Source organism: Acetobacter tropicalis, assembly GCF_030644465.1.
GTDB lineage: Bacteria > Pseudomonadota > Alphaproteobacteria > Acetobacterales > Acetobacteraceae > Acetobacter > Acetobacter tropicalis.
On record NZ_JAUYUW010000001.1, the window covers coordinates 560288 to 583900 of the forward strand.

The 23613-nt window shown below is 58.0% G+C and carries 22 protein-coding genes; 10 read left to right on the plus strand and 12 right to left on the minus strand.

Translation table 11 applies throughout. From position 1 onward, the window contains the following. Positions 1 to 169: 169 nt before the first annotated feature. The 7 genes from QWU00_RS02470 to QWU00_RS02500 form a co-directional block, all read right to left on the minus strand. Entirely contained in the window at positions 170 to 1114 is a 945-nt protein-coding gene (locus QWU00_RS02470; protein ID WP_035379384.1) for a bifunctional riboflavin kinase/FAD synthetase, read from the minus strand. 2 nt (positions 1115 to 1116) lie between these two features. Further along, a complete protein-coding gene (mtnC, locus tag QWU00_RS02475; protein ID WP_035379386.1) occupies positions 1117 to 1827 on the minus strand; it encodes an acireductone synthase in 711 nt (236 codons plus the stop codon). Next, positions 1824 to 2369 (minus strand): 1,2-dihydroxy-3-keto-5-methylthiopentene dioxygenase, encoded by a 546-nt coding sequence (locus QWU00_RS02480; protein ID WP_035379388.1) that lies wholly within the window; start codon positions 2367 to 2369, stop codon positions 1824 to 1826. The genes mtnC and QWU00_RS02480 overlap by 4 nt, the downstream gene beginning before the upstream one ends. Further along, on the minus strand, positions 2366 to 2986 hold the full coding sequence (locus QWU00_RS02485) for a methylthioribulose 1-phosphate dehydratase (protein ID WP_006558531.1): 621 nt from the start codon (positions 2984 to 2986) through the stop codon (positions 2366 to 2368). The genes QWU00_RS02480 and QWU00_RS02485 overlap by 4 nt, the downstream gene beginning before the upstream one ends. A 26-nt stretch (positions 2987 to 3012) precedes the next feature. Next, positions 3013 to 3264 (minus strand): twin-arginine translocase TatA/TatE family subunit, encoded by a 252-nt coding sequence (locus QWU00_RS02490; protein WP_006558530.1) that lies wholly within the window; start codon positions 3262 to 3264, stop codon positions 3013 to 3015. Between the two features lie 167 nt (positions 3265 to 3431). Next, the gene (locus tag QWU00_RS02495) at positions 3432 to 3881 is read right to left on the minus strand and encodes a CHAP domain-containing protein (protein WP_081473559.1); all 450 of its coding nucleotides are present in this window, start codon (positions 3879 to 3881) and stop codon (positions 3432 to 3434) included. Further along, complete coding sequence (locus QWU00_RS02500) at positions 3878 to 4552, minus strand: regulatory protein RecX (protein ID WP_035379393.1); 675 nt, start codon at positions 4550 to 4552, stop codon at positions 3878 to 3880. Before QWU00_RS02500 ends, QWU00_RS02495 begins: the two co-directional genes overlap by 4 nt. Positions 4553 to 4794: 242 nt before the next feature. Here QWU00_RS02500 and QWU00_RS02505 point away from each other — a divergent pair, with 242 nt between their 5' ends. The 5 genes from QWU00_RS02505 to QWU00_RS02525 all read left to right on the plus strand — a co-directional run bounded on the left by QWU00_RS02505 (position 4795) and on the right by QWU00_RS02525 (position 9165). Continuing rightward, entirely contained in the window at positions 4795 to 5997 is a 1203-nt protein-coding gene (locus QWU00_RS02505) for an aspartate aminotransferase family protein (protein WP_035379490.1), read from the plus strand. Continuing rightward, the gene (gene argF, locus QWU00_RS02510) at positions 5994 to 6992 is read left to right on the plus strand and encodes an ornithine carbamoyltransferase (protein WP_035379395.1); all 999 of its coding nucleotides are present in this window, start codon (positions 5994 to 5996) and stop codon (positions 6990 to 6992) included. The genes QWU00_RS02505 and argF overlap by 4 nt, the downstream gene beginning before the upstream one ends. A 3-nt stretch (positions 6993 to 6995) precedes the next feature. Beyond that, a complete protein-coding gene (locus tag QWU00_RS02515; RefSeq protein WP_006558525.1) occupies positions 6996 to 7310 on the plus strand; it encodes a hypothetical protein in 315 nt (104 codons plus the stop codon). A gap of 122 nt (positions 7311 to 7432) precedes the next feature. After that, positions 7433 to 8383: an Hsp33 family molecular chaperone HslO gene (gene hslO, locus QWU00_RS02520; RefSeq protein WP_035379493.1), complete on the plus strand. Its 951-nt coding sequence runs from the start codon at positions 7433 to 7435 to the stop codon at positions 8381 to 8383. 239 nt (positions 8384 to 8622) lie between these two features. Beyond that, on the plus strand, positions 8623 to 9165 hold the full coding sequence (locus QWU00_RS02525) for a flavin reductase family protein (protein ID WP_035379398.1): 543 nt from the start codon (positions 8623 to 8625) through the stop codon (positions 9163 to 9165). A gap of 271 nt (positions 9166 to 9436) precedes the next feature. Here the strand turns inward: QWU00_RS02525 and QWU00_RS02530 are convergent, their stop codons facing one another. Next, a complete protein-coding gene (locus QWU00_RS02530) occupies positions 9437 to 9787 on the minus strand; it encodes a zinc ribbon domain-containing protein YjdM (protein WP_035379400.1) in 351 nt (116 codons plus the stop codon). 183 nt (positions 9788 to 9970) lie between these two features. On the opposite strand from QWU00_RS02530, the gene QWU00_RS02535 reads away from it, so the two are divergent. Further along, entirely contained in the window at positions 9971 to 10957 is a 987-nt protein-coding gene (locus tag QWU00_RS02535; protein ID WP_035379402.1) for a superantigen-like protein SSL4, read from the plus strand. A 58-nt stretch (positions 10958 to 11015) separates the two neighbouring features. On the opposite strand, the gene QWU00_RS02540 is transcribed toward QWU00_RS02535, so the two are convergent. Continuing rightward, entirely contained in the window at positions 11016 to 13328 is a 2313-nt protein-coding gene (locus QWU00_RS02540) for a TonB-dependent siderophore receptor (RefSeq protein ID WP_231551644.1), read from the minus strand. A gap of 124 nt (positions 13329 to 13452) precedes the next feature. Between QWU00_RS02540 and hrpB the strand changes: the two genes are divergently transcribed. The 3 genes from hrpB to QWU00_RS02555 all read left to right on the plus strand — a co-directional run bounded on the left by hrpB (position 13453) and on the right by QWU00_RS02555 (position 18029). Next, positions 13453 to 16020 carry an ATP-dependent helicase HrpB gene (gene hrpB, locus QWU00_RS02545; RefSeq protein WP_035379496.1) on the plus strand — a complete coding sequence of 856 codons (2568 nt, stop codon included), beginning with the start codon at positions 13453 to 13455 and terminating at the stop codon, positions 16018 to 16020. 130 nt (positions 16021 to 16150) lie between these two features. Continuing rightward, positions 16151 to 17254, plus strand: coding sequence for a S1C family serine protease (locus QWU00_RS02550; protein WP_035379404.1), 1104 nt, complete (start codon positions 16151 to 16153; stop codon positions 17252 to 17254). A 16-nt stretch (positions 17255 to 17270) separates the two neighbouring features. Continuing rightward, positions 17271 to 18029, plus strand: a complete 759-nt coding sequence (locus QWU00_RS02555; protein WP_035379406.1) for a TonB-dependent receptor — start codon at positions 17271 to 17273, stop codon at positions 18027 to 18029. A gap of 154 nt (positions 18030 to 18183) precedes the next feature. Here the strand turns inward: QWU00_RS02555 and QWU00_RS02560 are convergent, their stop codons facing one another. Further along, positions 18184 to 19041: an aldo/keto reductase gene (locus tag QWU00_RS02560; RefSeq protein ID WP_035379408.1), complete on the minus strand. Its 858-nt coding sequence runs from the start codon at positions 19039 to 19041 to the stop codon at positions 18184 to 18186. A 311-nt stretch (positions 19042 to 19352) separates the two neighbouring features. Between QWU00_RS02560 and QWU00_RS02565 the strand changes: the two genes are divergently transcribed. Then, complete coding sequence (locus QWU00_RS02565) at positions 19353 to 19799, plus strand: DNA polymerase III subunit chi (protein WP_035379410.1); 447 nt, start codon at positions 19353 to 19355, stop codon at positions 19797 to 19799. A gap of 7 nt (positions 19800 to 19806) precedes the next feature. Here the strand turns inward: QWU00_RS02565 and QWU00_RS02570 are convergent, their stop codons facing one another. Together QWU00_RS02570 and QWU00_RS02575 are read right to left on the minus strand one after the other, a co-directional pair. Next, positions 19807 to 21585 carry a M28 family metallopeptidase gene (locus QWU00_RS02570; protein ID WP_081939014.1) on the minus strand — a complete coding sequence of 593 codons (1779 nt, stop codon included), beginning with the start codon at positions 21583 to 21585 and terminating at the stop codon, positions 19807 to 19809. An 81-nt stretch (positions 21586 to 21666) separates the two neighbouring features. Continuing rightward, positions 21667 to 23427 carry a glycosyltransferase family 2 protein gene (locus QWU00_RS02575; RefSeq protein ID WP_035379412.1) on the minus strand — a complete coding sequence of 587 codons (1761 nt, stop codon included), beginning with the start codon at positions 23425 to 23427 and terminating at the stop codon, positions 21667 to 21669. Between the last annotated feature and the right edge of the window lie 186 nt (positions 23428 to 23613).

A 23613-nucleotide genomic window follows, 5' to 3' on the forward strand; every position in this document is an offset into this window, starting at 1 on the left:
GTTTTACGAAGGAAAATCAGTTTTCTGACGCCATAATTTACCCCCACATAAACACTGTAGATAATGACGGCAGACATCACAACGTTATGCGGCGGAACCCAAAAATGCCGGGCACTCGCCATTAACGGTATGCCGACAAGGCATGAAACAAGATGAGGGAAAACGGCCGTCATGACCCTGCCAGTTCCGCGTCCAGCACGGTGCGGGCGGCCTGAGCATCCTGCGCGATCTGGGCCTTCAGTTCATCCAGTCCGTTAAAGCGTTTTTCCGCCCGCAGCATGCGATGCAACGCAACGGAAAGGGTCTGGCCGTACAGATCCCCCTCATAATCGAACAGATTGACTTCAACCCGGCTTTCCTGCCCATCATCAATGGTGGGACGGCGGCCAATATTGGCCACGCCGGGCCGCGTGTTGCCATCTGGCAGGCGCACCGTTACCGCATATACCCCACGGGCAGGCTCCAGATGCCGACCAAGCGGGATATTAGCGGTGGGGAACCCCAGCAGGCGCCCCCGCTTGTCCCCATGCTGCACTTCACCCCGAATAAACCATGGCCGCCCCAGTTCTTCCGCTGCCCGTTCAGGGTAGCCATCCTGCAACAGACGGCGGATACGGGAGGACGAATAAGGCCCGCCACTATCTGCCAGAGCAGGCACTGCCGTGAACCCTACCCCCAGTTCAGCCGTGCGCTCAGCCAGAAATGGCACACTGCCACCACGCCGATGCCCGAACGCAAAATCCGGCCCACAGGCAACATGCCGCAGCCCCAGGGACTCATACAGCACGTCTTCCACAAACCGTTCGGCGGGCATGAGAGAAAAGGCTTCATCAAACCGGATCTGAAACACATGTTTCACACCCAGCGCTGCAAGTGCGGCAAACCGCTCATCCGACAGGGTCAGGCGGAAAGGCGGGTCCTGTGGGCGAAACAGTTCTCGCGGATGCGGGTCAAACGTGACCACCGCCAGCGGCAGATCTGGCCGCGTGGTATGCAGGGTATGCACCAGATGAGCATGGCCCAGATGCACCCCGTCAAAATTGCCGAGGGCCGCAGCGCAGCCCCGCGCCTCTACGGGAATATCCAGCCAGTTCTGGTGCAGCCGCGCCCGCATGGTTACGCGCGCTCCGCACCCGGCAGGCCGAACAGCGCTGCCGCTTCTGGCAAGGTTGCCGCTGTTGGAAACTTTTCCCCCGCGACTGTGCCATCTTCAGGCCGCACAATCTGGCACACGCGCAACCCGGCTTCTGCCGCGGCCTCAAGTTCCGCCGTGACATCGGAGAGGAACAGAACGTCCTCATCCTGCCAGCCAGTTTCCCGCAGAATAGCCCTGTAGCTTTCAGCCTCTTTCTTGCCGCCTACACGCAGATCAAAAAAACGGCTGAACAGAGGTGTCACATCTCCCTGCTCGGTATGGCCGTAAATCAGCTTCTGCGCGGGTTCGGAGCCTGAGGAATACACAGCCAGTTCAATCCCGGCGCGAGACCATGCTTCCAGTGCGGGCACCACGTCTGGATATAAACGGGCCACCAGTTCCCCCCGCTTATACCCTTCCGCCCATGCCATGCCCTGCAAGGCCTTGAGGGGAGCTACCTTTGCGTCTTCATCCATCCAGCGCTCAAGCTGCTCAAGCGGCGGCACGCCGGGGGCCAGCCGTTCGGTTTCCGTCAGAGCGTCCTTGACCACAGGGTCATTCTTCCGCTCGGCAATCAGGCGCGGCAGATGCGTGCGGGCGTAGGGGAACAGCACCGTATGCACAAAGGAAACCGGGGCTGTTGTGCCTTCAATATCCAGCAGCACAACACGGGGAGCAGCAGAAACACTCATAGAGGATACGCCAGAAAACGGTGGGCCAGATCCGTGCCGGTATAATCGGCAACCCAGCCTTCCTTATGGGTAAAGATACGCAGCGTGACAAAATCGGGCTCGGGCCCGCCGTCAAACCAGTGCTTTGTGCCTTCCGGCACGGAAATCAGGTCTGTCTGGGTGCATTCCACATCATAGATGCGGTCTCCCACATGCAGGATAAAGTGACCGCCACCATGCACAAAAAACCGGACTTCATCTTCGCTATGAATATGCTCGGACAGAAACTTGCCGCGCAGCGCTTCCCGATTAGGGGTGTTTTCATCCACGCGCAGAACATCCGCTGATCCCGCGCCAGTTTCCCCCATCAGTTTATCCAGAAACGGACGGTAGGTTGCTAGCACGGCGTCCTCATCCGCATCACGCGGGGGAATGGCTGGCCCTTCCCACCGTTCAAAGCGCACGCCAAGCGGCTTGAGTTCGGCAGCAATCTCAACCGGATCATGCGTCAGGAGAACAGGCTTTTCAGGCACCGTATCCTGAAAGATGGTCAGTGTGCTCATACGCCCAGCTTCCTTCTTTCCAGAGCGCAGGCCAGCAGGAACTCCAACCCTTCCAGCCGGGCCAGCGCGGTTGGCATATCCTTGCCCCACACATACACACCATGGCCACGAATGATGTACCCCGCAGGCATGGCCCCGAACGCCGGAGCCACCACCGTGGCCAGACGGGCAATATCCTGATCGTTATCAAACAGGGGCACCGGCACTGTTGTCTCGTGCGTGGTCTGCCCTTCAAACACTTTCAGCACTTCATAGTCAGACAGGTGCAGGGCTGGGCTTTTTTCCACCATGGAAAGCACGGTAGACGCCACGGAATGCCCATGCAGAACAGCACCCGCCGTAGGATCCTGCTGGTAGATCTGGCAATGCAGCAACGTCTCGGCGCTGGGTTTATCCCCTGCGCGGTGCGGCTTGCCGTTTTCATCCACGGTAATAACGTCCGCCGCCTGCAAAAACCCTTTATGGCCACCGGAACGGGTAATGGCGATACGGCCATCCGCAAGCCTGCGGCTGATGTTACCAGCCGTGGCGGGCACCCATCCGCGGGAATCCATACGCTGCCCGGCCGTGAGAATATCCTGCACGGCCCGCGCGAAATCCGTCATGCTCTCGCTCATACCTTGATCCTGCCAGCGCCTTGGGTTCAGGGCTGCGGTGTCTTGTCCCGCGCTGCGGGAACAGGCTCAACCGGCGTGGTGGCCGAAGGCGGCGCAATATGCCCGTTGGGGCGGCTGGCGCTGTCATCCATCGGTTCATCATCCGCCATGTGCTTCTTGAAGGATTTGATCCCCTTCGCGAAGTCTCCCATCATGGAGCTGATCTTGCCGCCGCCACCAAAAACCACCAGCACAACCACAAGCACAATCAGCCAGTGCCAGATGCTCAAGCTACCCATTCAACAGTCCTCTGCTTACATGCCGACACAGCCGGGACGGCCCATCTAATCCTGCGTCTGTCTTAGACCACATGGCGGCGCTTGTCTTCTCATGCAAGCCCGAACTCCTGCATCTGGCCGCAAAACCCGCCGCGGCAATACCAAACGCCCGGCCCCGTCAGCGTCTCTCAGCTACTGCCCATCACAATAGGCTCTATAAAGCCGTAAGCAGGATAAACGGTTTTCCCCAACCCGTGAACAGGTGACCACCATACCCGCACGCGCGTCCAGTCATTGGCAGGAGAAACGTCCTCCACCGGCGCCTTATGCGTCACCCGCCCGGGCTCCCAGTTGGCGTGATCCACCAGCACAAGGCGGGAGTTTTCCACCTTCCGCACCACGGAAACATGCCCCGATGGCAGCCGGCGCGTAGAGCGGAACACCAGCACATCTCCCTGATGCGGCGCGGAAGACCGTGCATATTGGCCGCGTGCCTGGTTCCACCAACTGGCTGCGGCACCACGCAGATTAATGGCAGAGTGCTCTCTGGCGTAAGGGGCGCATTGCACGGAGCCATTCCACCCACCGCCGCAGGCCGCCAGAAAAAGCGGCAGCAGCAAAAACACGTATCGCTTCACGATTCGGACCTCAACCGCTCCATCCATCGTCCGGCTTCTTCCGGCTCCATATCCAGCACCCGTTCTGCCACATCCCGCCCGTAACCGGATCGGGCCAGCACACCAAGCGCGCGCTGCCGCTCGGCCATGGCTTTCTGCCTCTCATCCTGCTCCTCCTCTTCCTCATAAGAAGACGCACGCAGCGATGGCCTGCCAGCAAAAGGCCCCAGCCGCCGTTTGCGGGCCAGAACCAGAGCTGCTGAAAGCTCTGTTTCCTGAGGAGAAAACCCTTCCACCACATCCTGCAAGGCGACATTGCGCACATCTGCCTCCACCCCTCGGGCAGCCAGATGCGCCTGCACCGCCTTGCCTGACCGACCGGAACGCACCAGCTTTTTGGCTCGTGCTCTGGCAAAGGCTTCATCATTCACTGCGCCAAGCTGCACCATATCTGCCGCCACGGCCTGAATGACGGGCTTCAGGGCGGCAACCGCGGCGCTGACCTCATCCGCTTCCGCCCCGGCTTTCAGCGCCGCACGCTCCCACCGGGACACACGGCGCGCCAACACCTGCTCCAGCCCATGGCGGGTGGTGCCAAAACGGGCCAGATGCGCCAAAGCCGCTTCTCGCAAAGCTGCGCGATCAGGAGGAGGGGGTGGGCTGTCAGGCCCGGAAGAGGAAGAAGACGCCATGCAACAGAGTATGCCTCAAAACACACCGAAATGACTATTCATGACGTCAGCACATCTCTGCACGCAAGAAATGTGACAGTTTCATGTATGATTTTCGCACTCTGCGTTTGACTCTGGCTGCACAACGCAGTCATCATTGCGTCCGCAACGGGTCGCCCGCTCCACACAGGCAGCGGGCGTTTTCTGTTTTGCGTGATTTTGTCCCTTTTTCGAACAATGACAGCAACACAAAGATAACCTCCATGATTCCAGCCCTGACCCCTACCTACAACCGCGCCGACCTCGCCTTTGAGCGTGGCGAAGGCGCATGGCTGTACACCACGGACGGGCGACGATTCCTGGATTTTGCTGCTGGCATTGCCACATGCTCCGTTGGCCATGGCCACCCGCATCTGGTGGAAACCGTGCAGCAGCAGGCCGCCAAGGTCATGCATGTGTCCAACCTGTTCCGTATTCCGCAGGCTGAAAAGCTGGCGCAACGGCTGGTGGATAACAGCTTTGCGGATAGCGCGTTCTTCTGCAATTCCGGCGCGGAAGCCAATGAAGGCATGGTGAAATTCGCCCGCCGGGCACAGGCTCTTGCAGGCCACCCGGAACGGACGGAAATCATCTGCATGGATGGCGCGTTCCATGGCCGCACGCTGGCCATGCTCTCCGCCACAGGCAACCCGAAATATCTGGAAGGCTTCGGCACGCCGGTTCCGGGCTTCCTGCATGTGCCGTTCAATGACATCGAGGCCGTGAAGGCCGCCATCACGCCCCGTACCGCCGCCGTGATGCTGGAACCCATTCAGGGTGAAAGCGGCATCAAGGTTGCCTCGCCAGAGTATCTGCAGGCGCTGCGTGCCCTGTGTGATGAAACGGGCGTGCTGCTGGCACTTGATGAAGTGCAATGTGGTGTTGGCCGTACCGGCAAGCTGTTTGCGCATGAATGGGCAGGCATCAAGCCGGATGTGCTCTCCACCGCCAAAGGGCTGGGCGGCGGCTTTCCCATCGGCGCTGTTCTGGCAACGGAAGCGGTCGCCAAAGGCATGACAGCTGGCACCCACGGCACCACGTTTGGCGGCAACCCGCTGGCCTGCGCCGCCGCCAACGCCGTGCTGGATGTTCTGCTGGCCCCGGGCTTTCTTGAGCAGGTGCAGGCACGCGCCAAACTGCTGGACACCCAGCTGGATAAACTGATGAAGGAAGCGCCGGGCGTGTTTTCCGAACGCCGTGGCCTTGGCCTGCTGATCGGCCTGCGTTGCGTGCCGCCAGTAGGGGAAGTGCAGGCTGCCGCACAAAATGCTGGTCTGTTGTGCGTAACGGCCGGAGACAATGTTCTCCGTCTGGTGCCACCCCTTACCATTACGGAAGAAGACTGCATGGAAGCGGTATCCCGCCTGCGGCAGGCCATTTTTTCCAATAGCCATAATAACAAGACAGTTCTGGAGCCAACCCCGTGAGCGCTGCCCTTTCCACCGTCTCCCCTCCCCAGACCCAGGCCGGGCCGCGCCATTTTCTTGACCTGAAAGATCTGGACGCAGCAACCCTGCGCCAGATTCTGGATGTTGCCCGGAGCATGAAGACCATGCAGCAGGGGCGACGGTTCCCGCTGCATCCGCGCCTACCGTTGGCCGGGCGGATGCTGGGCATTATCCTCTCCAAACCCTCCACCCGTACCCGCGTTTCTTTTGAAGTAGGCATCCGCCAGCTTGGGGGAGACGCCATTATCCTCACACCGGGCGAAATGCAGTTGGGCCGGGGTGAGACCATTGCCGACACTGCCCGCGTGCTTTCCCGCTTTGTAGATGCGCTGGTGCTGCGCACAGGCAAGACAAGCTCCCTGCTTGATCTGGCAAAATGGAGCAGCGTGCCCGTTATCAACGGCCTGACGCCCCGCTCTCACCCGGTACAGATTCTGGCAGATGTTCTGACGTTTGAAGAACATCGCGGCCCCGTAAAAGGCCGCACCTTTGCCTGGACTGGTGACGGCAACAATGTGCTGGTGTCCCTGATTGAAGGGGCCGTGCGCTTTGGGTTCAAACTGCGTGCCGCTACCCCGCCAGATATGCGCCCACCGCAGGACGTGCTGGACTGGGCCACCCGTGAAGGTGGCGCGGTAGAGTGGATGGCTGACCCGCGTGAAGCCGTTAAAGGTGCTGATTGCGTGGTGACGGACACATGGATCAGCATGTCTGATTCAGAAGAAGAAGCCGCCACCCGCATGGCCAAGCTGGAAGCCTATCAGGTCAATCCTGCCCTGATGGCACTTGCGGCCCCCAATGCCCTGTTCATGCACTGCCTGCCTGCCCATATTGGTGAGGAAGTAACAAAGGACGTGTTTGAAGGCCCGCAATCCGTGGTGTTTGATGAAGCTGAAAACCGCCTGCATGCCCAGAAAGGTGTGCTGGCATGGGCCATGGGCGGCGCAGACTGGCTTTCTTTCGGGAAGGAATAAGCAATGAGCGGTACGGAGAACGCACACCCTACCAGCACGGAAGAAACACCCGCCGCCCCCGGCTGGGTGGAAGATTCGCTGGACAGAATTCTGGCAACCCTGCCTTTCCCGGCAGACAAGCTGGCTCCGTTCCGTGCTTCCTATCTGGATTGCCTGGCAGGATGCGGCCGTGCTGCTGATCTGGACAGCGCCCATGATGCCTGCCGTCAGGGGTTGCTACGCGCTCTGAAAGATGGGCTGGACATGGATGCTGAAACCAGCCGGGCGCTTGAACAGAAGCTGGAAAAGCTTGAACTGGACATTTCAAGCGCCATTTAAAGCAGAACGTGTTGACGCGGGCAGAAGAGCGCCGCCAGCCATAGGATGCTTTTTCTCAAGCATTTATGTGGATGGCCTCCGCGCACTTTCTGCCCGTTTTTCTTTTTTCAAGGCCCCCCATCATGCAAACCCCCGCTTTTCTTGACCGTGACCGTCCCGATGTGCCTGATCTGGTTGTGCCGGGCGGCATAACCCCGTTTTTCCTGCAAGGCCGCCCCGTACGTGGACGGCTGATCCGCCTTGGCGTGCTGGCGGATGTGCTGCTGACCCGTCATGACCATCCTGCCCCCGTCACCCGGCTGGCAGGCAAAGCGCTGACTGTTGTGGCGGCACTGGCCTCCGCGCTGAAGTTTCAGGGCTCTTTTTCTCTTCAGATCAAGGGCGATGGTCCTGTCACCATGCTGGTTGCGGACTGCACGGATACGGGTGCTCTGCGCTTTTACGCCCGCACGGATGAAGACGCCCTGAACGCGCTTCTGGCAGAAACACCCAACCCGACAGACCGCGATCTTCTGGGCAATGGCTATCTTGCCCTGACCGTGGATCAGGGACCGGATACGGAGCGACATCAGGGTATTGTGGACATTGCGGGAGATGATCTTGCCACCATGGCCTCCCACTACTTCGCCACCAGTGAACAGCACGCCTGCTGGATCTATCTAAGCTGCAAAATGACCGATGCAGGCTGGCGCGCAGGTGGACTGGTGCTGGAGCGTATTGCGGGTGAAGGGGGCTCTCACGTGGTGGGAGATGAGAATGCCGATGCAAGCTGGGAGACAGCGACCATTCTGGCGACCACCCTCACCAGCCGGGAACTGCTGGACGATACATTGCCTCCGGCTGATCTCCTGTATCGCCTGTTCCATGAGGAAGGTCTGCAAATAGGCCACCCGCGCGCGCTGGCCTATGGTTGCCGTTGCTCGCGCGCGCGTCTGGCCGATGTGCTTCAGGGCTTCCCGGATGATGATCTGGACCATATGGCACAGGATGACGGCCAGATTGTCATGACCTGTGAGTTCTGCAACATCGACTTCCGCTTTCCCCGGAAGGATATTTCGCCTCACGCAGGCTGAAATATCCTCCCTTTTTTCGGCTTTTGTTAAACAAAACATCCCTTAACGGCCCATGCACACAGCCCTGTTGCACGGGCCGTTTTGCTTCCAGCGTCATGACGCCTCTTTTGGTCTGTAACGTTCACCCCGGTTGCGCGTCAGATCTGCCAGAGTTTCCCCTTTGAAAAGCGCTGGCTTTTTGAAGAGCGCTCTCACCAAGACTGTGCCAGTGTGGACAGACGTGAGCAGGAGAGGATGACATGAAGCATTTGCCCCTCAACCGCGCTTTTACGCTGCTGGAACCCGGTCCGGTTCTTCTGATCACCACGCATGATGGCACCAGAAGCAACATCATGACCCTGACGTGGAGCATGGTGCTGGATTTTTCAGCCAGTTTTGCCATTACCACCGGACCATGGAACTATTCTTATACCGCACTTACAAAAACAAAGGAGTGCGTGATCTCACTTCCGACTGTGGACATGATTGATACCGTGGTGGGGATCGGCACGTGCTCAGGCGAAGATACTGACAAATTTGATAAATTCGCGCTCACCCCCCTCAAAGCAGCCCATGTTGAAGCGCCTCTTATCAAGGAATGCCTCGCCAATATCGAGTGCAGGCTGGTGGACAGAATTGACCGCCACAACATTCTTATTCTGGAAGGGCTTGAAGCCTATTTTGACACCAGCCGGAAGGAACAACGGACCCTACATGCGGTAGGGGACAGCACCTTTATCGTCGATGGCCGCAAAATTGATAGAAAAGAAATGATGCAGTCAAAATTGCCCGAAGGCCTTTGAAAGGCCCGCCCTTTTCTACATAGGGCTTCCCGACAACAGAGCATCAAAATGCAAAACAAGTTCGGGCAGCTTGGTGCGGCGGACTGTCCGGGTCAGGATGCCCGCCTTTATGTGCACAAAAACACGGAATAACTGTACGCCCGATGCACTGGCACCGGGCTTGCAGACAGAGTGTTTTGACAGGACGTTTTTATGATGGGCAACTTGGCTCTCAAAAACCGTCCTGCCCCAGCCCTGCGGGATGTCTCTGATCCCTAGGAAAGACGGCTCCTCAGGACTTCTTTACAAATTCAGATTTCAGATTCATCGCGCCAAAACCGGGAATTTTGCAGGCAATATTATGCCCGTCCGCACCATCGGTCAGCCGGATGTTCTTGACCTTGGTGCCACCCTTCACCGCCTGAGAGGACCCTTTGATTTTCAGATCCTTGATAACGGTCACGGTATCGCCATCGGTCAGAACGTTTCCGTTGGCATCTTTCACAACGCTGGTATCTTCCGCTGCATCGTTGCCCGTGGCGTCCTGGCTCCACTCGTTCCCGCATTCCGGGCAGATCCACAGGCTGCCATCCGGATAAACGTGTTCACAGCCGCAGGTCGGGCAACTCGGGTTACGCTCCACACTTACTCTCCTTGTTGATGGCCGGACCCTACTGCATGCCAGTCCGGATAGGAAGCGCAGCACACACCATAACGGGCCGTTGACCGCCGCCGCCGCCGAAGGCAGGATTTGGCCGGGCAGAGTCTCGGCTCCTGCCTGCATCCGAGTTTGATCCGGGATCTTTGACTAGAAAGGGTCCACACCATGACGCTGTTCTCTCGCCCGTTACGCCTGTCGCTCACCGCCGCCCTTGTGCTGCCAGCCCTGCTGGCTGGCTGTGCGAGCGAACAGCAACCCACGCACTTTGCCCCGCTGCGCTATGATTACCTCAGCCAGATGAACCTGAATGTCAGCACGCTTTCTGTGGTGGATAATACCGTCACCCACCCTGTTGAAGGCGATATCGGCCCCCGCGCACCCACGCCACCTGCTCAGGCCGTGCGCCAGATGGTTCAGGATCGGCTGGCCGCAGCCAGCAACAATGGCAGCACCGCTCAATTTGTTATTGATCGCGCCTCCATCCTGCATAATTCCGGTGGCACACTAAATGGACAGATTGATGTGCACCTGAACATCCTCAACCCCGGAGGTACGCAAGCCGCCCATGCTGAAGCCCATGTCAGCAGCACCGTGCATCCTGACCTTTCAAAAGGGGATGCGGATAGTCCGGCCAATCTGTACGAAATCACACAGAACATGATGCAGCGGATGAATGTGGAACTGGAATATCAGGTTCGCCATTCCCTGAGCACGTGGCTTGTGGATGCCGGGGGCACACCCGTCGGCTCTGCCATTCAGACCCAGCAGTTGGGCAAACCCGGTGAGAGCCCCCCTGCCGCACTCGCAGCACCCGCCGCTGCTGCCACAACGCAGGCTGTCACCTCTCCCACCCCGTCCACAGCGGAGCCGGCCTCGCCCACCACCGAGCCAACCAACGCACCCATCACCACCCCAAAAGTAGAGGTGCCAAATATTACAACACCCAAGGTGGACGTGCCGGGCACGGAGGCTCCTCAGAACACGACGGCACCCGCCGCATCACCCTCCAGCAGCGAACCTGACCCTGTGTTCCCTGCTGGTGAGGGCGATGACAGCACCTCATCAACCGCAAAGTCCAAAACGCTTTCGCCCAAGCCCAGTTATCTGAAGGTGCCTACTACAAAAAGCACCACATCCTCATCAGGCAACTGAAGACCCTTCCCCCCTCCCTTCACTCAGGAGGGGGTTTTTCTTTCCCTGCAAACAGGTTTTAGAAAACACTCTGTACCGTGGCCATAAAGTTTCGCGGCTCGCCATAGTAATTGTAGTAATAAATATTTCCGAGGCGCTGATAGTAACGTGTATTGGAAAGGTTGTTGACGTTGACAGTAATGTTCAGTTCAGGCCGAAGCTGATAGCCAATCTGCGCATTGGCAACAACGTAGCTCCCCTGTGTCACCGTGCGGGACGTTCCAAAAGTGCCACTTTGCGCTGTCAGGCCGCCACCAACGCTCCACACATTGCGCGTTACCTCCGGCGGAGCAAAACGATAATGGGTCCAGAGTTTGAACAGATGCTTGGGTGAGTTGGGTGTATAAGCCTGCCCGACCAGAGAGGCCGTGCTGTCTTTCAGAATAACGTTATCATTGTAGGTGTAGCTGGCATTGATATCCCACCCCGGCAGCAGGCGGCCTATCATTTCTACTTCCGCCCCCTGACTGCGCACCTTGCCTGCGGCCCGGTAACAGGTGCTGGTACCAGAACGACCGCAAATGGGATCCTGATCACCGTCTTCAATCGCCTTATTCCGCTCAACCACCCGATACCCGGCAACGGTCACATTCAGGTTGCGGTGGAAGAAATTCCCTTTCAGCCCCCCTTCAATCTGCTGCCCCAGCACAGGCTTCAAACGCCCGGACAGGCTATAGGCAGACTGGGGTGAAAACGTATCCGTAAAGCTGACATAGGCGGTAAGGTTGGGCACAAAATGCCACACCAGCCCCAGATACGGCGTTGGCACCGCGTTGTTTTTCTGGCTGATGACATAAGGCGTGTTTCTCGAAATATTTTTGTATTTGTACTCATAGAAACTTAACCGCCCGCCCAGCATCAGTTCAAGAGAAGGCAACAGATGAACACGAGCTGACCCATATACCCCTCCCTGTCTGGTGGGCTCCCGATACATGGTGGTCAGAGCAGGTTCAATAGTGCTTGAAATGGCAGGAGAGAAAATATCCAGTCCGGTCAGGGAAGTATCCGTCCGCCATGACTGCGATGCTCCGCCATCCACCATCACATCAGAATCATAATTCCCTCCAATCAACAGATCGATCTTATGACGCAACACGCGCACAGGGCCGGTAAAATAGAGGTCTGCACCATCATACTGATCATGGATAGAAGCTGTGGAGACAACAAAATTACTGCGTTTCTGTGCTGTAACCGGACTATTGAGATAGCTATAATGCTGGCTGTTATCTGTCACACGGTGGCGGCCACTCAGCCGCACGCGCCATCCACCGCCAAAGCGATGCTCCAGTTCGCCGCCCAGTTCATACATGGGGGAAGTGGTATATCCCCAGTCCGCGCCAACAAAACTGTTCCGGTTCAAATGCAGATCACTGCCATCAGTCGCGCGCGGTAGTCCCATAAAGCGCGTGGTATCGTTTTTCTGCCCCATGGCCACCAGAGACACGGTGGTATGATCTGTGACATGAACATCAATATCTGCGTACGCCGTCCAGCGGCGATCATGCGCTTTCTGATAGAAATAATCCCGATCCGTGCCCGCCAGAACAAATCGGCCTGTCACACGTTTTGAAGCCGTAAGCGGGCCTGTCACATCTGCATCCGCATGGAAATTGTTCCATGACCCACCACTGAAAGACCCCTGCGCCTTGAAATGATCCAGCGGCCGCTTGCGCACAAAGTTCACACTTCCGCCCGGAGGAGCCGATCCCTGAAACATCCCGTTAGGGCCACGCAGTACTTCAAGCCGATCATAAATAGCCACATCAAACTGCTGCGCCATTTGCAGCCCCCCGGTAGAGGGCACACCATCAAACTGAGGGGTTAGCGCGTACCCGCGGGCGGTCATGCCGGCTGTGCCATCGCCATACAGGTTGACATTCACGCCCGGCACCTGCTTGAGCGCATCATCCACGGTATTGAGGTTTTGATCACGCATCTGCTGGCGGCTCAGAACAGATACTGACTGTGGAATTTCATCCAGCCGCATCAGCATCTTGCTCATGGAAACAGCTTTCACCACGTAGCTACCCGTACCATCCGTTGTGGCGTTTCTGTTCCGCTCGCCCTGCACCACAAGACTTTCCACACTGCTGGGCATATCATTGTCAGTGGTCTGATGCTGCTGGCTTTTCTTTTTGGCGGCATCATCCGTATCGGCTGCCTGCGCCACCATAACCGGCAGTCCAGCCATCATACTCCATAGAAAAACGCCATACTGGCACGCACTTCGTGCTGTCAGCTTCCTGTTGCCCTGCTTTGCCACGCGCCCCGCCGCCTGTTGAACCGCCACCACACCCTTACTTTCCATTTCGTAAATGAGAATCAGTCGCATATCACGGTTCTGTGATAAACCACAACAGTTCGGTCCGCATTTGCAGGGTTTTTCTCCTAGCAGCCCTACCTCTTCCTGGCGCGCAAACATTGCCGTGCGCGGCGCGGAGAGCCATAAAGCGGCTATGCCCACACCGCTTCACACTCAGGATCTGTTCTCTCTGGCTGATGGTCTTCCGGTAAAGGACGCCCTGCCCGGCCTTTTTGCGGCTCTTGCTCGGGAACCGTCTGCGGGGCATCCACCCTCCGCCATTCTGGTCGCCCCGCCCGGTGCGGGTAAAACCACGACTGTCCCGCCGGTTCTGGCCAATGCGCCGTGGCGGCGAGAGGCCGATCGCATCATCATGCTGGAACCCCGCAGGCTGGCAGCCCGCGCCGCCGCCCAGCGCATTGCCGCACTGATGGGAGAAGAGGTTGGTGGTTTTGTGGGCTACCGCACCCGCCTGGATGCCGCCATTTCTGCTGCCACCCGCATTGAAGTGCTCACGGAAGGTCTGTTCCTGCGTCGTCTGCTGGGGGACCCCATGCTGGAAAACGTGGCCTGCGTGATAGTAGATGAAGTGCATGAACGCTCTTTGGAGGCAGACCTTGCTCTTGCCTTTTGTCTGGACCTGCAACGCACGTTACGGCCTGACCTGCGGCTGGTGGCCATGTCCGCCACAGCGGAAACCGAGCGCCTGGCCAGTCTGATGAACGCCCCCGTGCTCACCAGTGAGGGACGCATGTTTCCGCTCACCGTGCAGCATGCCAAACGGGACATCCCTCATATACGCGATCTGACAAACGTAACCGCCACCGCCGTGCGGCAGGCTCTGGCTGAGACTGAAGGGGATATTCTGGTCTTTCTGCCCGGCACGGGCGAAATCCGGCGCACCATGCAGCTTCTGGATGGTTGCGCCGCCACCGTTTTACCCCTGCACGGAGAACTCCCCCCGGCGGAGCAGGCCCGTGTGCTGCGCCCCGGTGCCGCAGGCGAGCGACGGGTTATTCTGGCAACGTCCATTGCCGAAACATCCCTGACTGTTCCGGGTGTACGCGTGGTGATTGATGGCGGCTTTCGGCGTGCACCCCGTTTTGATGCCGGCGCAGGTCTCTCCCGCCTTGAAACGGTGCGTATTTCCAAGGCTGCCGCCCGCCAGCGTGCGGGTCGTGCAGGGCGAGAAGCACCCGGTACCGCCATCTGTTTATGGACCTCCGCCACGGAACGCGGCCTGCCGCAACATGACCGTCCGGAAATTCTGGAAGCCGATCTGGCCGATTTTGTGCTGGCAACAGCACTATGGGCAGATAGCGTGGGGGAAAATGATGCCCCCCTCCCTCTGCCCGATCAGCCTTCGGGCAGCGCCGTAGCGACCGCGCGCGAACTGCTCACTATGCTTGGTGCATTGGATGACGCCGGTAAAATCACCCAACTTGGGCACAACATGGCCGCGTTGGGCACTCACCCACGTCTGGCCGCCATGATGCTGGCGGCCAACACGGAAGAAGAAGCCGCACTGGCGGCTGACCTCGCCGCCTTGCTGGAAGAACGGGACCCGCTGCGTCCGCGCGCTGCTGGTCGATCTGGGCCGCCTCCCATCCCACCGGCGGATATTTCTCTGCGGCTGGACCTGATAGCGGGGGGAGATCATCCCGATGCAGACCGAGGAGCCTTGGCCCGTATTCGGCAGGCCGCATCCCGCTTCCGCCTTCGGCTGGGATTGAAGGCCCGGCATCCGGCGGGCGGAGACCCTGCCGCCCTGCTGGCTGCTGGCTTTCCTGACCGTATTGCGCTCTCGCGCGGGGAAGCTGGAAATTTCCGCCTTTCCAGCGGCACCAACGCCCGCCTGCGCCGTGATGACCCATTGGCAGAAAAAAAACTGCTGGCCGTGGCTGGCCTGCACCTCCGCACCTCTGCCGAAATCCGGCTGGCCGCTCCGCTTGATCTCAACGCCCTGCCTCCGGCGCTGCTGGATCGCACAAAGGAGCAGGTTGAAACCTCGCTTGATTCCGTATCAGGCAATATTCTGGCCCGCCGCCGCACCCGTATTGGCTGCCTTGTCCTGCGGGACCGTACAGAAAAAGTGCAGAGTGGAGATGCCTCCGCCCTGCTTCTGGCCCAAGCCAAAGCAACCCCCGATACCGCATTGGAATGGAGCGATGCCGCGCGCCAGCTTCAGGCCCGTGTAGAACTGGCCCGCACGCTGCCCGGCGGTACCCATGGCGTGGAAGACGGTTGGCCGGTTTTCTCAACCCCGGCACTGGCCGACAGCATGGAAGACTGGCTGGCCCCGTGGCTAGAGGGGCTCTCTTCCCTCACGGACCTCAAGGAGCTGGATCTCACCACACTGCTCCGCAACCATCTGGGCTATGCCCGCACAAATTGGCTGGATACGCATCTGCCCGCCAGCCTGCCTTTCCCCGGTGGCACCGCCAAAGTGGATTACACGCAGCCTGTGCCGGTTGCAGAAGCACGGGCACAGGTGTTTTACGGCACGGATAAAACGCCCCAGCTTGCCGGTGGGCGGGTGCCTCTCCGGCTGGCTCTCCTCTCCCCCGCAGGCAGACCGCAGGCCATTACGGCGGATCTTGCAGGTTTCTGGCAAGGGGGCTGGGCGGATATGCGGCGGGACATGCGCGGCCGTTATCCCCGGCACGAATGGCCTGAAAACCCAGCCCTCGCCCCTGCAAAACCACGGGCCTCCCGCCGTTAAGGCGTTGGGTAAAGCGTGATGTTTTCATGACATTCCGCCCTGTAATGTTACAACAAGGACACATCACCATTGCGCCAGAGCAGGAAACAAGGGCAGAAGTGACCATGATTGGAAACCTGACCACGGCCCGATGAAGACACTCCTGCGCAGCCTGCCTGTTGTTGCTGCCGCCTGCCTGTCCGCAACCCAGAGCACAGCAGGCGCTGCTCAAGCGCAACCGCTGCCTACCTTTGCCCCTGCGGTCCCGTTGGTCGCCCCACCCGGCCCTACATCCTTCGCGCCATTGGTGCGCAAGGTGGTGCCCGCCGTTGTCAACATTGCCGTGACGCGGGATTCCGATTCTGACAAACGAAAAAAACTACCTTCCGCCGTAAAAGGCACCCCACTGGAACGCCGCTTCCGGGAACGGATGCGCAAACATGGCGATGAAGTTCTGGGCGCGGGCTCGGGCTTTATTCTTGATCCATCCGGCGTGATTGTCACTAACGGGCATGTGGTGGAGGATGCTGACAAAATCACCGTCGCATTGGTGGACGGTAAGGAATACACCGCCCAGCTTCTCGGCATTGACCCTCTGACAGACATTGCCGTTATCAAAATTCAGAGCAACACCCCTCTGCCTTACGTGCAATGGGGGGACAGCCGCCTTGTGCAGGTTGGAGACTGGATTGTGGCAGCGGGAAACCCCTTCGGGCTGGGGTCCTCCGTTACGGTAGGCATTGTCTCTGCTCGCGGGCGGGATATTGGCACTGGCCCGTTTGATGATTTCCTTCAGCTTGATGCCCCCATCAACCCCGGTAACTCCGGCGGCCCCACCTTCAATCTGGCAGGACAGGTGATTGCGCTGAACACCGCCATTGTCTCCCCCACCGGTGGTTCTGTGGGGCTTGGGTTTTCCATCCCGTCCGAGATTGTCATCCCCATTGTCAATTCCCTATGGCATGATGGGCATCTTGACCGGGGCTGGCTGGGCGCCACTCTGGAAGACATCATCACCCACAATGGCGCCCTTGTGGCGGAAGTGGACCGTAACGGCCCAGCTGCGCGCGGCGGTCTGAAAAAAGGCGACATCATTACGGCCATGGCAGGCGAACACATGGACACGGCCCGCAGCATGATCCGCGCCATTGCCGCCGCCCGCCCCAACACGGATTTACAAGTCACCGTGCAGCGGAAGAACCAGCCTCTGGTCTTGACCGTTCATATCGGCCGCCGCCCCCGCTCGGAAGACTGACGCGCCCCATTCCGCTTTGCATCATCGTCCGGATTCTCTGGGGGCTTCCACAATCGCCAACGCCTGGCTTGCTGGGGATGATGCCGCTCTGCCCAGTGGCGTAAGCGTAACACCGGACCAGATTGATACCCAGAACCCCGGAGGGCAGCTTCGCCCCTATATGGTGAACCTTGGCTATGTGAACACCAAAAGCCTGATGACAGATGGTGTGGACTTCAAAATCAACGCCAACACCCGTCTGCCCGGCGTCCTGCGCAATATCCGGCTGATCAGCATTGGTCAGGCCACGTATGTTCACTCTTTCAACTTGACCATGCCTAATGGGCAGGTACAGCACTGGGCTGGCACACTGGCCCCGTACAACGCCGTTGCCGCCTCTGGCACGCCGCGCTGGCGTGCAAACTGGTCCAACACGTTTATCTGGAAGAACCTGGCCGTTACACCGACTGTGTATTACACCAGCGGTTACAAGAACGTTGCTGAAGACACCAACGGTCCCGGCACCCGCAGTTGCTCGGATAGCGCCAATCTGCTGGCCGGCAGTGCTGCTGCCCCCACAACACAGTGCCATATTCGCAACTGGTGGGATGTTGACCTGAACGTGAGCTACAACATCAACCAGAAATGGCGCCTCTATGCCACGGTTTACAACCTGCTCGGGTTCCGCTCCCCGTACGATTTCGGGACTTACGGTTCCTACCTCTACAACTCTTCCTGGTCTCAGAAAGGGGCTGTTGTTCGTTCCTTCCAGTTTGGTGTGAACGTCACCCTGTAATCCTGGCAGCACGGTTTATCGCTCATGGCTAAGCCTGAACCGTGCTTTCTTCAAACCGGATTTCGGCAAAAGCCCACTTCATAAAAGAAGTGGGCTTTTGTTTTACGTCCGCTCACTCCAAGGGAAGGCGTGATCTCCCCTTGCACTCTTCCTCTCAGATCATTTCCAGAGAGACCTTCTTTTCTGGGGGCATAAAAGCACGATCCAGCTCAGCCAGATCCGCATCGTTTAGCGTGATCTCCTGTGCGGCAATGTTCTGTTTCAGATGATCAATGGAACCAGCTTTGGGAATGGCAATCATGTTGCGCTGACGCAGCACCCATGCCAGTGCAATCTGGGCTGCGGTTGCCGGGCCAGTTGAAGTCTTGTGGCGGCTGGCCACCACTTTAAGCGCCTTGTTCTGCAACAGCGCCCCGCCCTGCCCAATGGGCGAGTACGCCATTGTCACAATATTGCGGTATCTGTCAGCATCCAGCAGGTCATACTCAACCCCGCGATGTTCCAGACTGTATAAAATCTGGTTCACCTGACATTCTCCTGGCTGCACATAATTTTCCAGTTCCAGAATGTCTTCCACGTCAAAGTTTGAGACACCCCAGTTGCGGATCAGCCCTTCCTGCTTCAGTTTGCGAAAACCCTGCACCGTTTCGGCAAGCGGTACGCCACCCCGCCAATGTAGCAAATAAAGATCAATCCAGTCCGTTCCCAGCCGCCGCAGGGAATTACGGCAGGCCTTGGCCACACCGTCTTCCGATGCATTGGAAGGCAGCACCTTTGTCACCAGAAAAACCTTGTCACGCTCCCGATAAATGGCCTCGCCAACCAGACTTTCGGAGCGGCCGTTTCCATACATTTCAGCGGTATCCACCAACTTCAGTCCGGCCTCGACCCCATATTGAAGACTGGCCATTTCCGCGCGCCTGCGCTCTGCGTCTCCCTCCCCCATATTCCACGTGCCCATGCCCAATGTGGGCAAAACAGTGCCATCTGCCAGCGTGACTGTCTTTTGCATGGTATTCTGTTGTCCTTCTTCACGTAAGCCGCTCAGATCACGCTCATTTTTCTGCCCGCATCAAAAACCATCAGAACCTCCGCCAAGAGGCTGGCCTGCCGGGTATGCACGGCGTGATCTGCGCCTTCTCATTTTTCATTTCATGGTATGCCAGCGCAGACGGAAAAAGATCGTTCCCCAAAGGGAGGCTCGCATGTGCCCCACACATGGAAGAAAGCAGCCCTGATCGGCAGGGCACAACGCACGACCCCCTTCTGCCAGCCCGAAGGCTTGCTATACTCCTTCCGCCAGAGCACAGGACAATCGGGATTATGACGCAGATCGGCTTTTACCACCTTACCCGCACCAGCGTGACTGAAGCCCTGCCGCAGCTTCTTTCCCGCACGCTGGCCAGCGGCCAAAAGGCTGCGGTGTGGTGCACGAGCAAAGCCCTGCTGGATGATGTGGATAAAGCACTATGGAAAGTTTCTGACCCCACATGGCTGCCCCATGGCAGCAAGGGCGTGCTTTTACCCGAGCGTCAGCCCATCTGGCTGACCACGGAAGAGGACACCCCGAACAACGCCCCTTTCCTGTTTCTGCTGGAAAGCCGCGCCTGTGAGAACTGTGCACAGTTTGAACGGGTTTTTGATCTGTTTGACGGCCACGATGAGCAGGCCGTGGCCGCTGCCCGCACCCGCTGGTCGAGCCTGAAAACCGCAGGCCATGAACTGGCCTACTGGCGGCAGGAAGACAAAGGCTGGAAACGGGCGCGCTAGCGGGCCGTTAGTCCCTACGCATGGCCCGGCTGGCATCACGAATACCCGCAAATTCGGAAGTGTCTTTCCAGTGCGGCCATTTTTGTGAAAAGGCCAGATCATGGCCTACGCGATACAGCAGCGCCACATCCTCCGCTGCACCGCGCACATCCCATGTGGGGCTCCACGCATCACAGGCCTGATGGTAGCAGGCCATATACCCCTCCAGCCACGCCTTACCGGCAGGAACGCCCCCTTTGAGCAGATCAGGGTAGCCAGCCATATCCATCATGGCCACCACAGGCACCCCGGCCCGCGCAAATGGCAGATGGTCCGCCCGATAGAACGCGCCACGTTCCGGCATGGCTTCCGGTTTCATGGTACGCCCCTGCCGCCGCGCTGCCGCAGCCACATCCTCCTGAACCGTATTCTGCCCAGCACCCACCATGAACGCAGTGCGGGATGGTCCGGCCATCTGCAACACATCCATTGTGAAATTGGCTGCCGTTTTCTCAAGAGACACCAAGGGATGTGCAGCATACCAGACTGAACCCAGTAGCCCGCGTTCCTCGGCAGTCCATGCGGCAAACACCACCGTACGCCCGGGTGCAGGGCCAGCTTTAAACGCGCGTGCTATTTCCAGAACGCCCGCAATGCCGGAACCATCATCAATCGCGCCACGCCGCATTACCATCTGCCCCTGCGCGTTGGTGCTTGTGCCGAAGGCATCCCAATGTGCCCCAAACATCACGCTTTGATCGGGCTTTTTCGTGCCGGTTATTTTCGCCAGCACATTCTGGCTTTTCAGGTTTGCCGTCTGCACCGGCGCTTTGAGAGAAAATGCGGCATCTTTTAACGTAACAGGCGCAAAACTGGTTTGACGTGCCTTGACCCGTTCTTCCGCCAGATCAAGCCCCGCTGCCGAAAAAAGCCGTGTTGCGGCATCGCCTGAAATCCAACCCTGCATCAACACGGTCTGATCCTTGCCATTGCGCACAATGTCAAAGGATTCCCCTCCGGCTGCAATAACCGTCTGCCAACCGTAGGAGGCACCGGGCGTGTCATGCACAATCAGCGCCCCTATGGCACCTCTGCGCGCTGCTTCCTCATATTTGTAGGTCCAGCGGCCATAATAGGTCATGGCCCGCCCGGCAAAACGACCATAGGCGGCATCTTGCTGAGTCGCTTCAAAATCAGGATCATTGATCAGAAAAACGGCAATCTTGCCTTTCAGATCAACGCCTTTGAAATCATCCCATCCCCGTTCCGGCGCATGCACGCCATAGCCCACAAACACCATGGGCACATTGGCAATCTCAATCTGTTTGACCGGGCGAACAGTGGAAAAATAGAGATCCTTATTCTGCTGAAGAGTAAGTGCCTGATTAGGGAAACTCACCTTTGCAACAGAGGGTTTTCCAACCCGTGTGCGCAGCAACGGTACGGTTTGTATCCAGCCACCATTTTCTCCCGCAGGTTCCAACCCTATTTTCTGATACTGCTCAATCAGCCATGCAACAGTCCGTTCCTCTCCCTGCGTGCCGGGCGCACGCCCTTCAAAGGCATCAGACGCCAGAACGCGCATGACATCAGACATCCTCTGAGGATCAATTGGCGCATAGACAGAGGATGAAACATCCTGCACGGGGGCAGCCAGCCCCTGCGGGACAACACTACTGGCCCACACGGCAAGGCCAGCGGCCAGATACACGCCTGCACCACCACGCCGTTTCCGATGATGGACTTTTTGCCGGCGGGCTGTTTGACCGTCCACAGTGCACTCTATTCCAGCCGCGCTTCTCATCATGCCGACCCTCAGTTCTTTTTCAGATGAAATAATGCCTCAGATAAAATGAACCGTAGCATGCCCCAGCAGGATACGGGCCACCTACGCTTTCTTCTGCATGTAAACACTCCGCCAGAATTCCTCCGAGCACAAGGCTCTGGCGTTTTTTCCATAATCCTTGGAGAGCACCCCATACCGCACTGTAAACCACAGCGCTTGCCACGCAAAAGCACAGAGTTTTTCCAGAAAAGTTTTTCTGTCCAGTCGCGCCTCGAACACGTTCTGGGTCTCGTATTTTCGGTACACAACCTGCCTGCGCAAAAAAACGGACGACAACAGCCCCGGCGTATATTCTCCCACGTACGCTGGTATCTTGCGCATCAGAACATCTGGCAACAGGTGACCATTCAACGTTACTGCTCTGAGCAGTTTCCGAAACTTCATCTCAGGTGACGCTTTTTCAAGAAAAGGATGGTCCTTGAAATAAGCGGCATCTTCTCCGTGGCTTTGTTCGCGCTCAATCTCTTTCAGGCTGGGCGGATATGTCAGCGTCTGCCGCCAGAACGAAACCCCTTTGCTGACATCCCGCAACGCCAGTGTAATGGCATGTGCGCTCTGATACCGGTAAGAAAGCGCGCACCACAAAAAACTGGCGGAAAGCAGTTTAAGCGCTGCCGTCCAAGTGCCGCCGCCTTCCATAAGAAACACCGCCAAAGAGGCCCGAAACCCAAGATACCGCGTGTGGGCCGTTTCCTTTGAAAGGAAATGTTCTGAAAAACAGGCAATGCCATTCAGCGTAAACACGTTGAAGCGGTTGATAAGCCCGAACAGAGCATCATCCCCGCGTACAAAAAATGGAAATGGGTAATAGTCTATCGCGTCCAGCCGGAAAGCGAAAAACCACCATCCTCCATAAACCGGGCTTCCCTTCTCCGTTTCCAGCGCAAGCAAAGACGCAGCCGAACGGATCTCTTCATTCTGGTGCAGGGGACGAAACAGCCCCTGATGGAACTCAGCGCCTTTTTCCTGCACCAGCCATGGTTTTTGGGCGTCCAGCAGAACCCCCGCCAGGCCGATCTTGGGATCAGGACTGTATGAGAGCACGGCATACGCACGCTTGATGGATTCCACCTCGCACGAGATATCATCGTCCATGAACAGGCAGTGCGTGTAGTGTTTCTGATCTTTCAAATACAGAAGCCCACGTGCAAAGCCGCCACTCCCCCCGTAATTCTGGTTAGGGATGAGCTGCGCACCTTCCACTGTCGCTGGGTCCAGCGTGTTCGAATTATCAACAACAATAAAATCAATATGCTGCTGATCCTGGTGGGCAGACAGCAAGGCTTTCCGCACGCGTGCAATGGAGCGGGTAACATAAGCAACCCGATTGAAATGCGTAATCACCACGCCCAGTTTGGGCTGCATCAAGGGGGAAGCATCCGTGGCAAAGCACAGTTGCTCCACAACAGCCTGCCTTTTCCCTTTCAGGCGCAGAAACAGCATCCCCTCCGCCACACGCGGCCATGCTGTAATGGCAAACTCATGGGTGCGGGTTTGTGTCTCATCAAAAGTGTGGGTTTGCAGGCAGGAGGAAGCGCCCTCTGCCGCATGGTGCCAGAGTTCCAGCGTAAACTGCCCTCTACCCCGCACCTTTAGAAAAAGGCTGCTGATGCTGCCAAGACTTTTCCACTTCCCGACAGAAAAGCCATTATAAAACGTATCGGCGGAAAGCGGCAGATCATCCGGCAGTACAAAACCAGCCCCAGCGAGATCGGGTTCTGGCATTCCACCGCGAAAATACATCTCCGCGCAATGCTCAATCTCTGCTTCAGGACGAATAAGACTATGCAGAACAGTGAGCATAAAAACGCCAATCCCCTCAATCAGAACGCCTGCCGACGCACAGAAACAGGCCCGTGTTTACCACACAGCCTGAGACCCTGCTTGAAAAAGCACACAGCCAAGATTTTGAGAAAGAGGAAAGAGAGAACTGGCGCGCCCTGCTGGATTCGAACCAGCGACCCACAGCTTAGAAGGAAGTGAGCAATA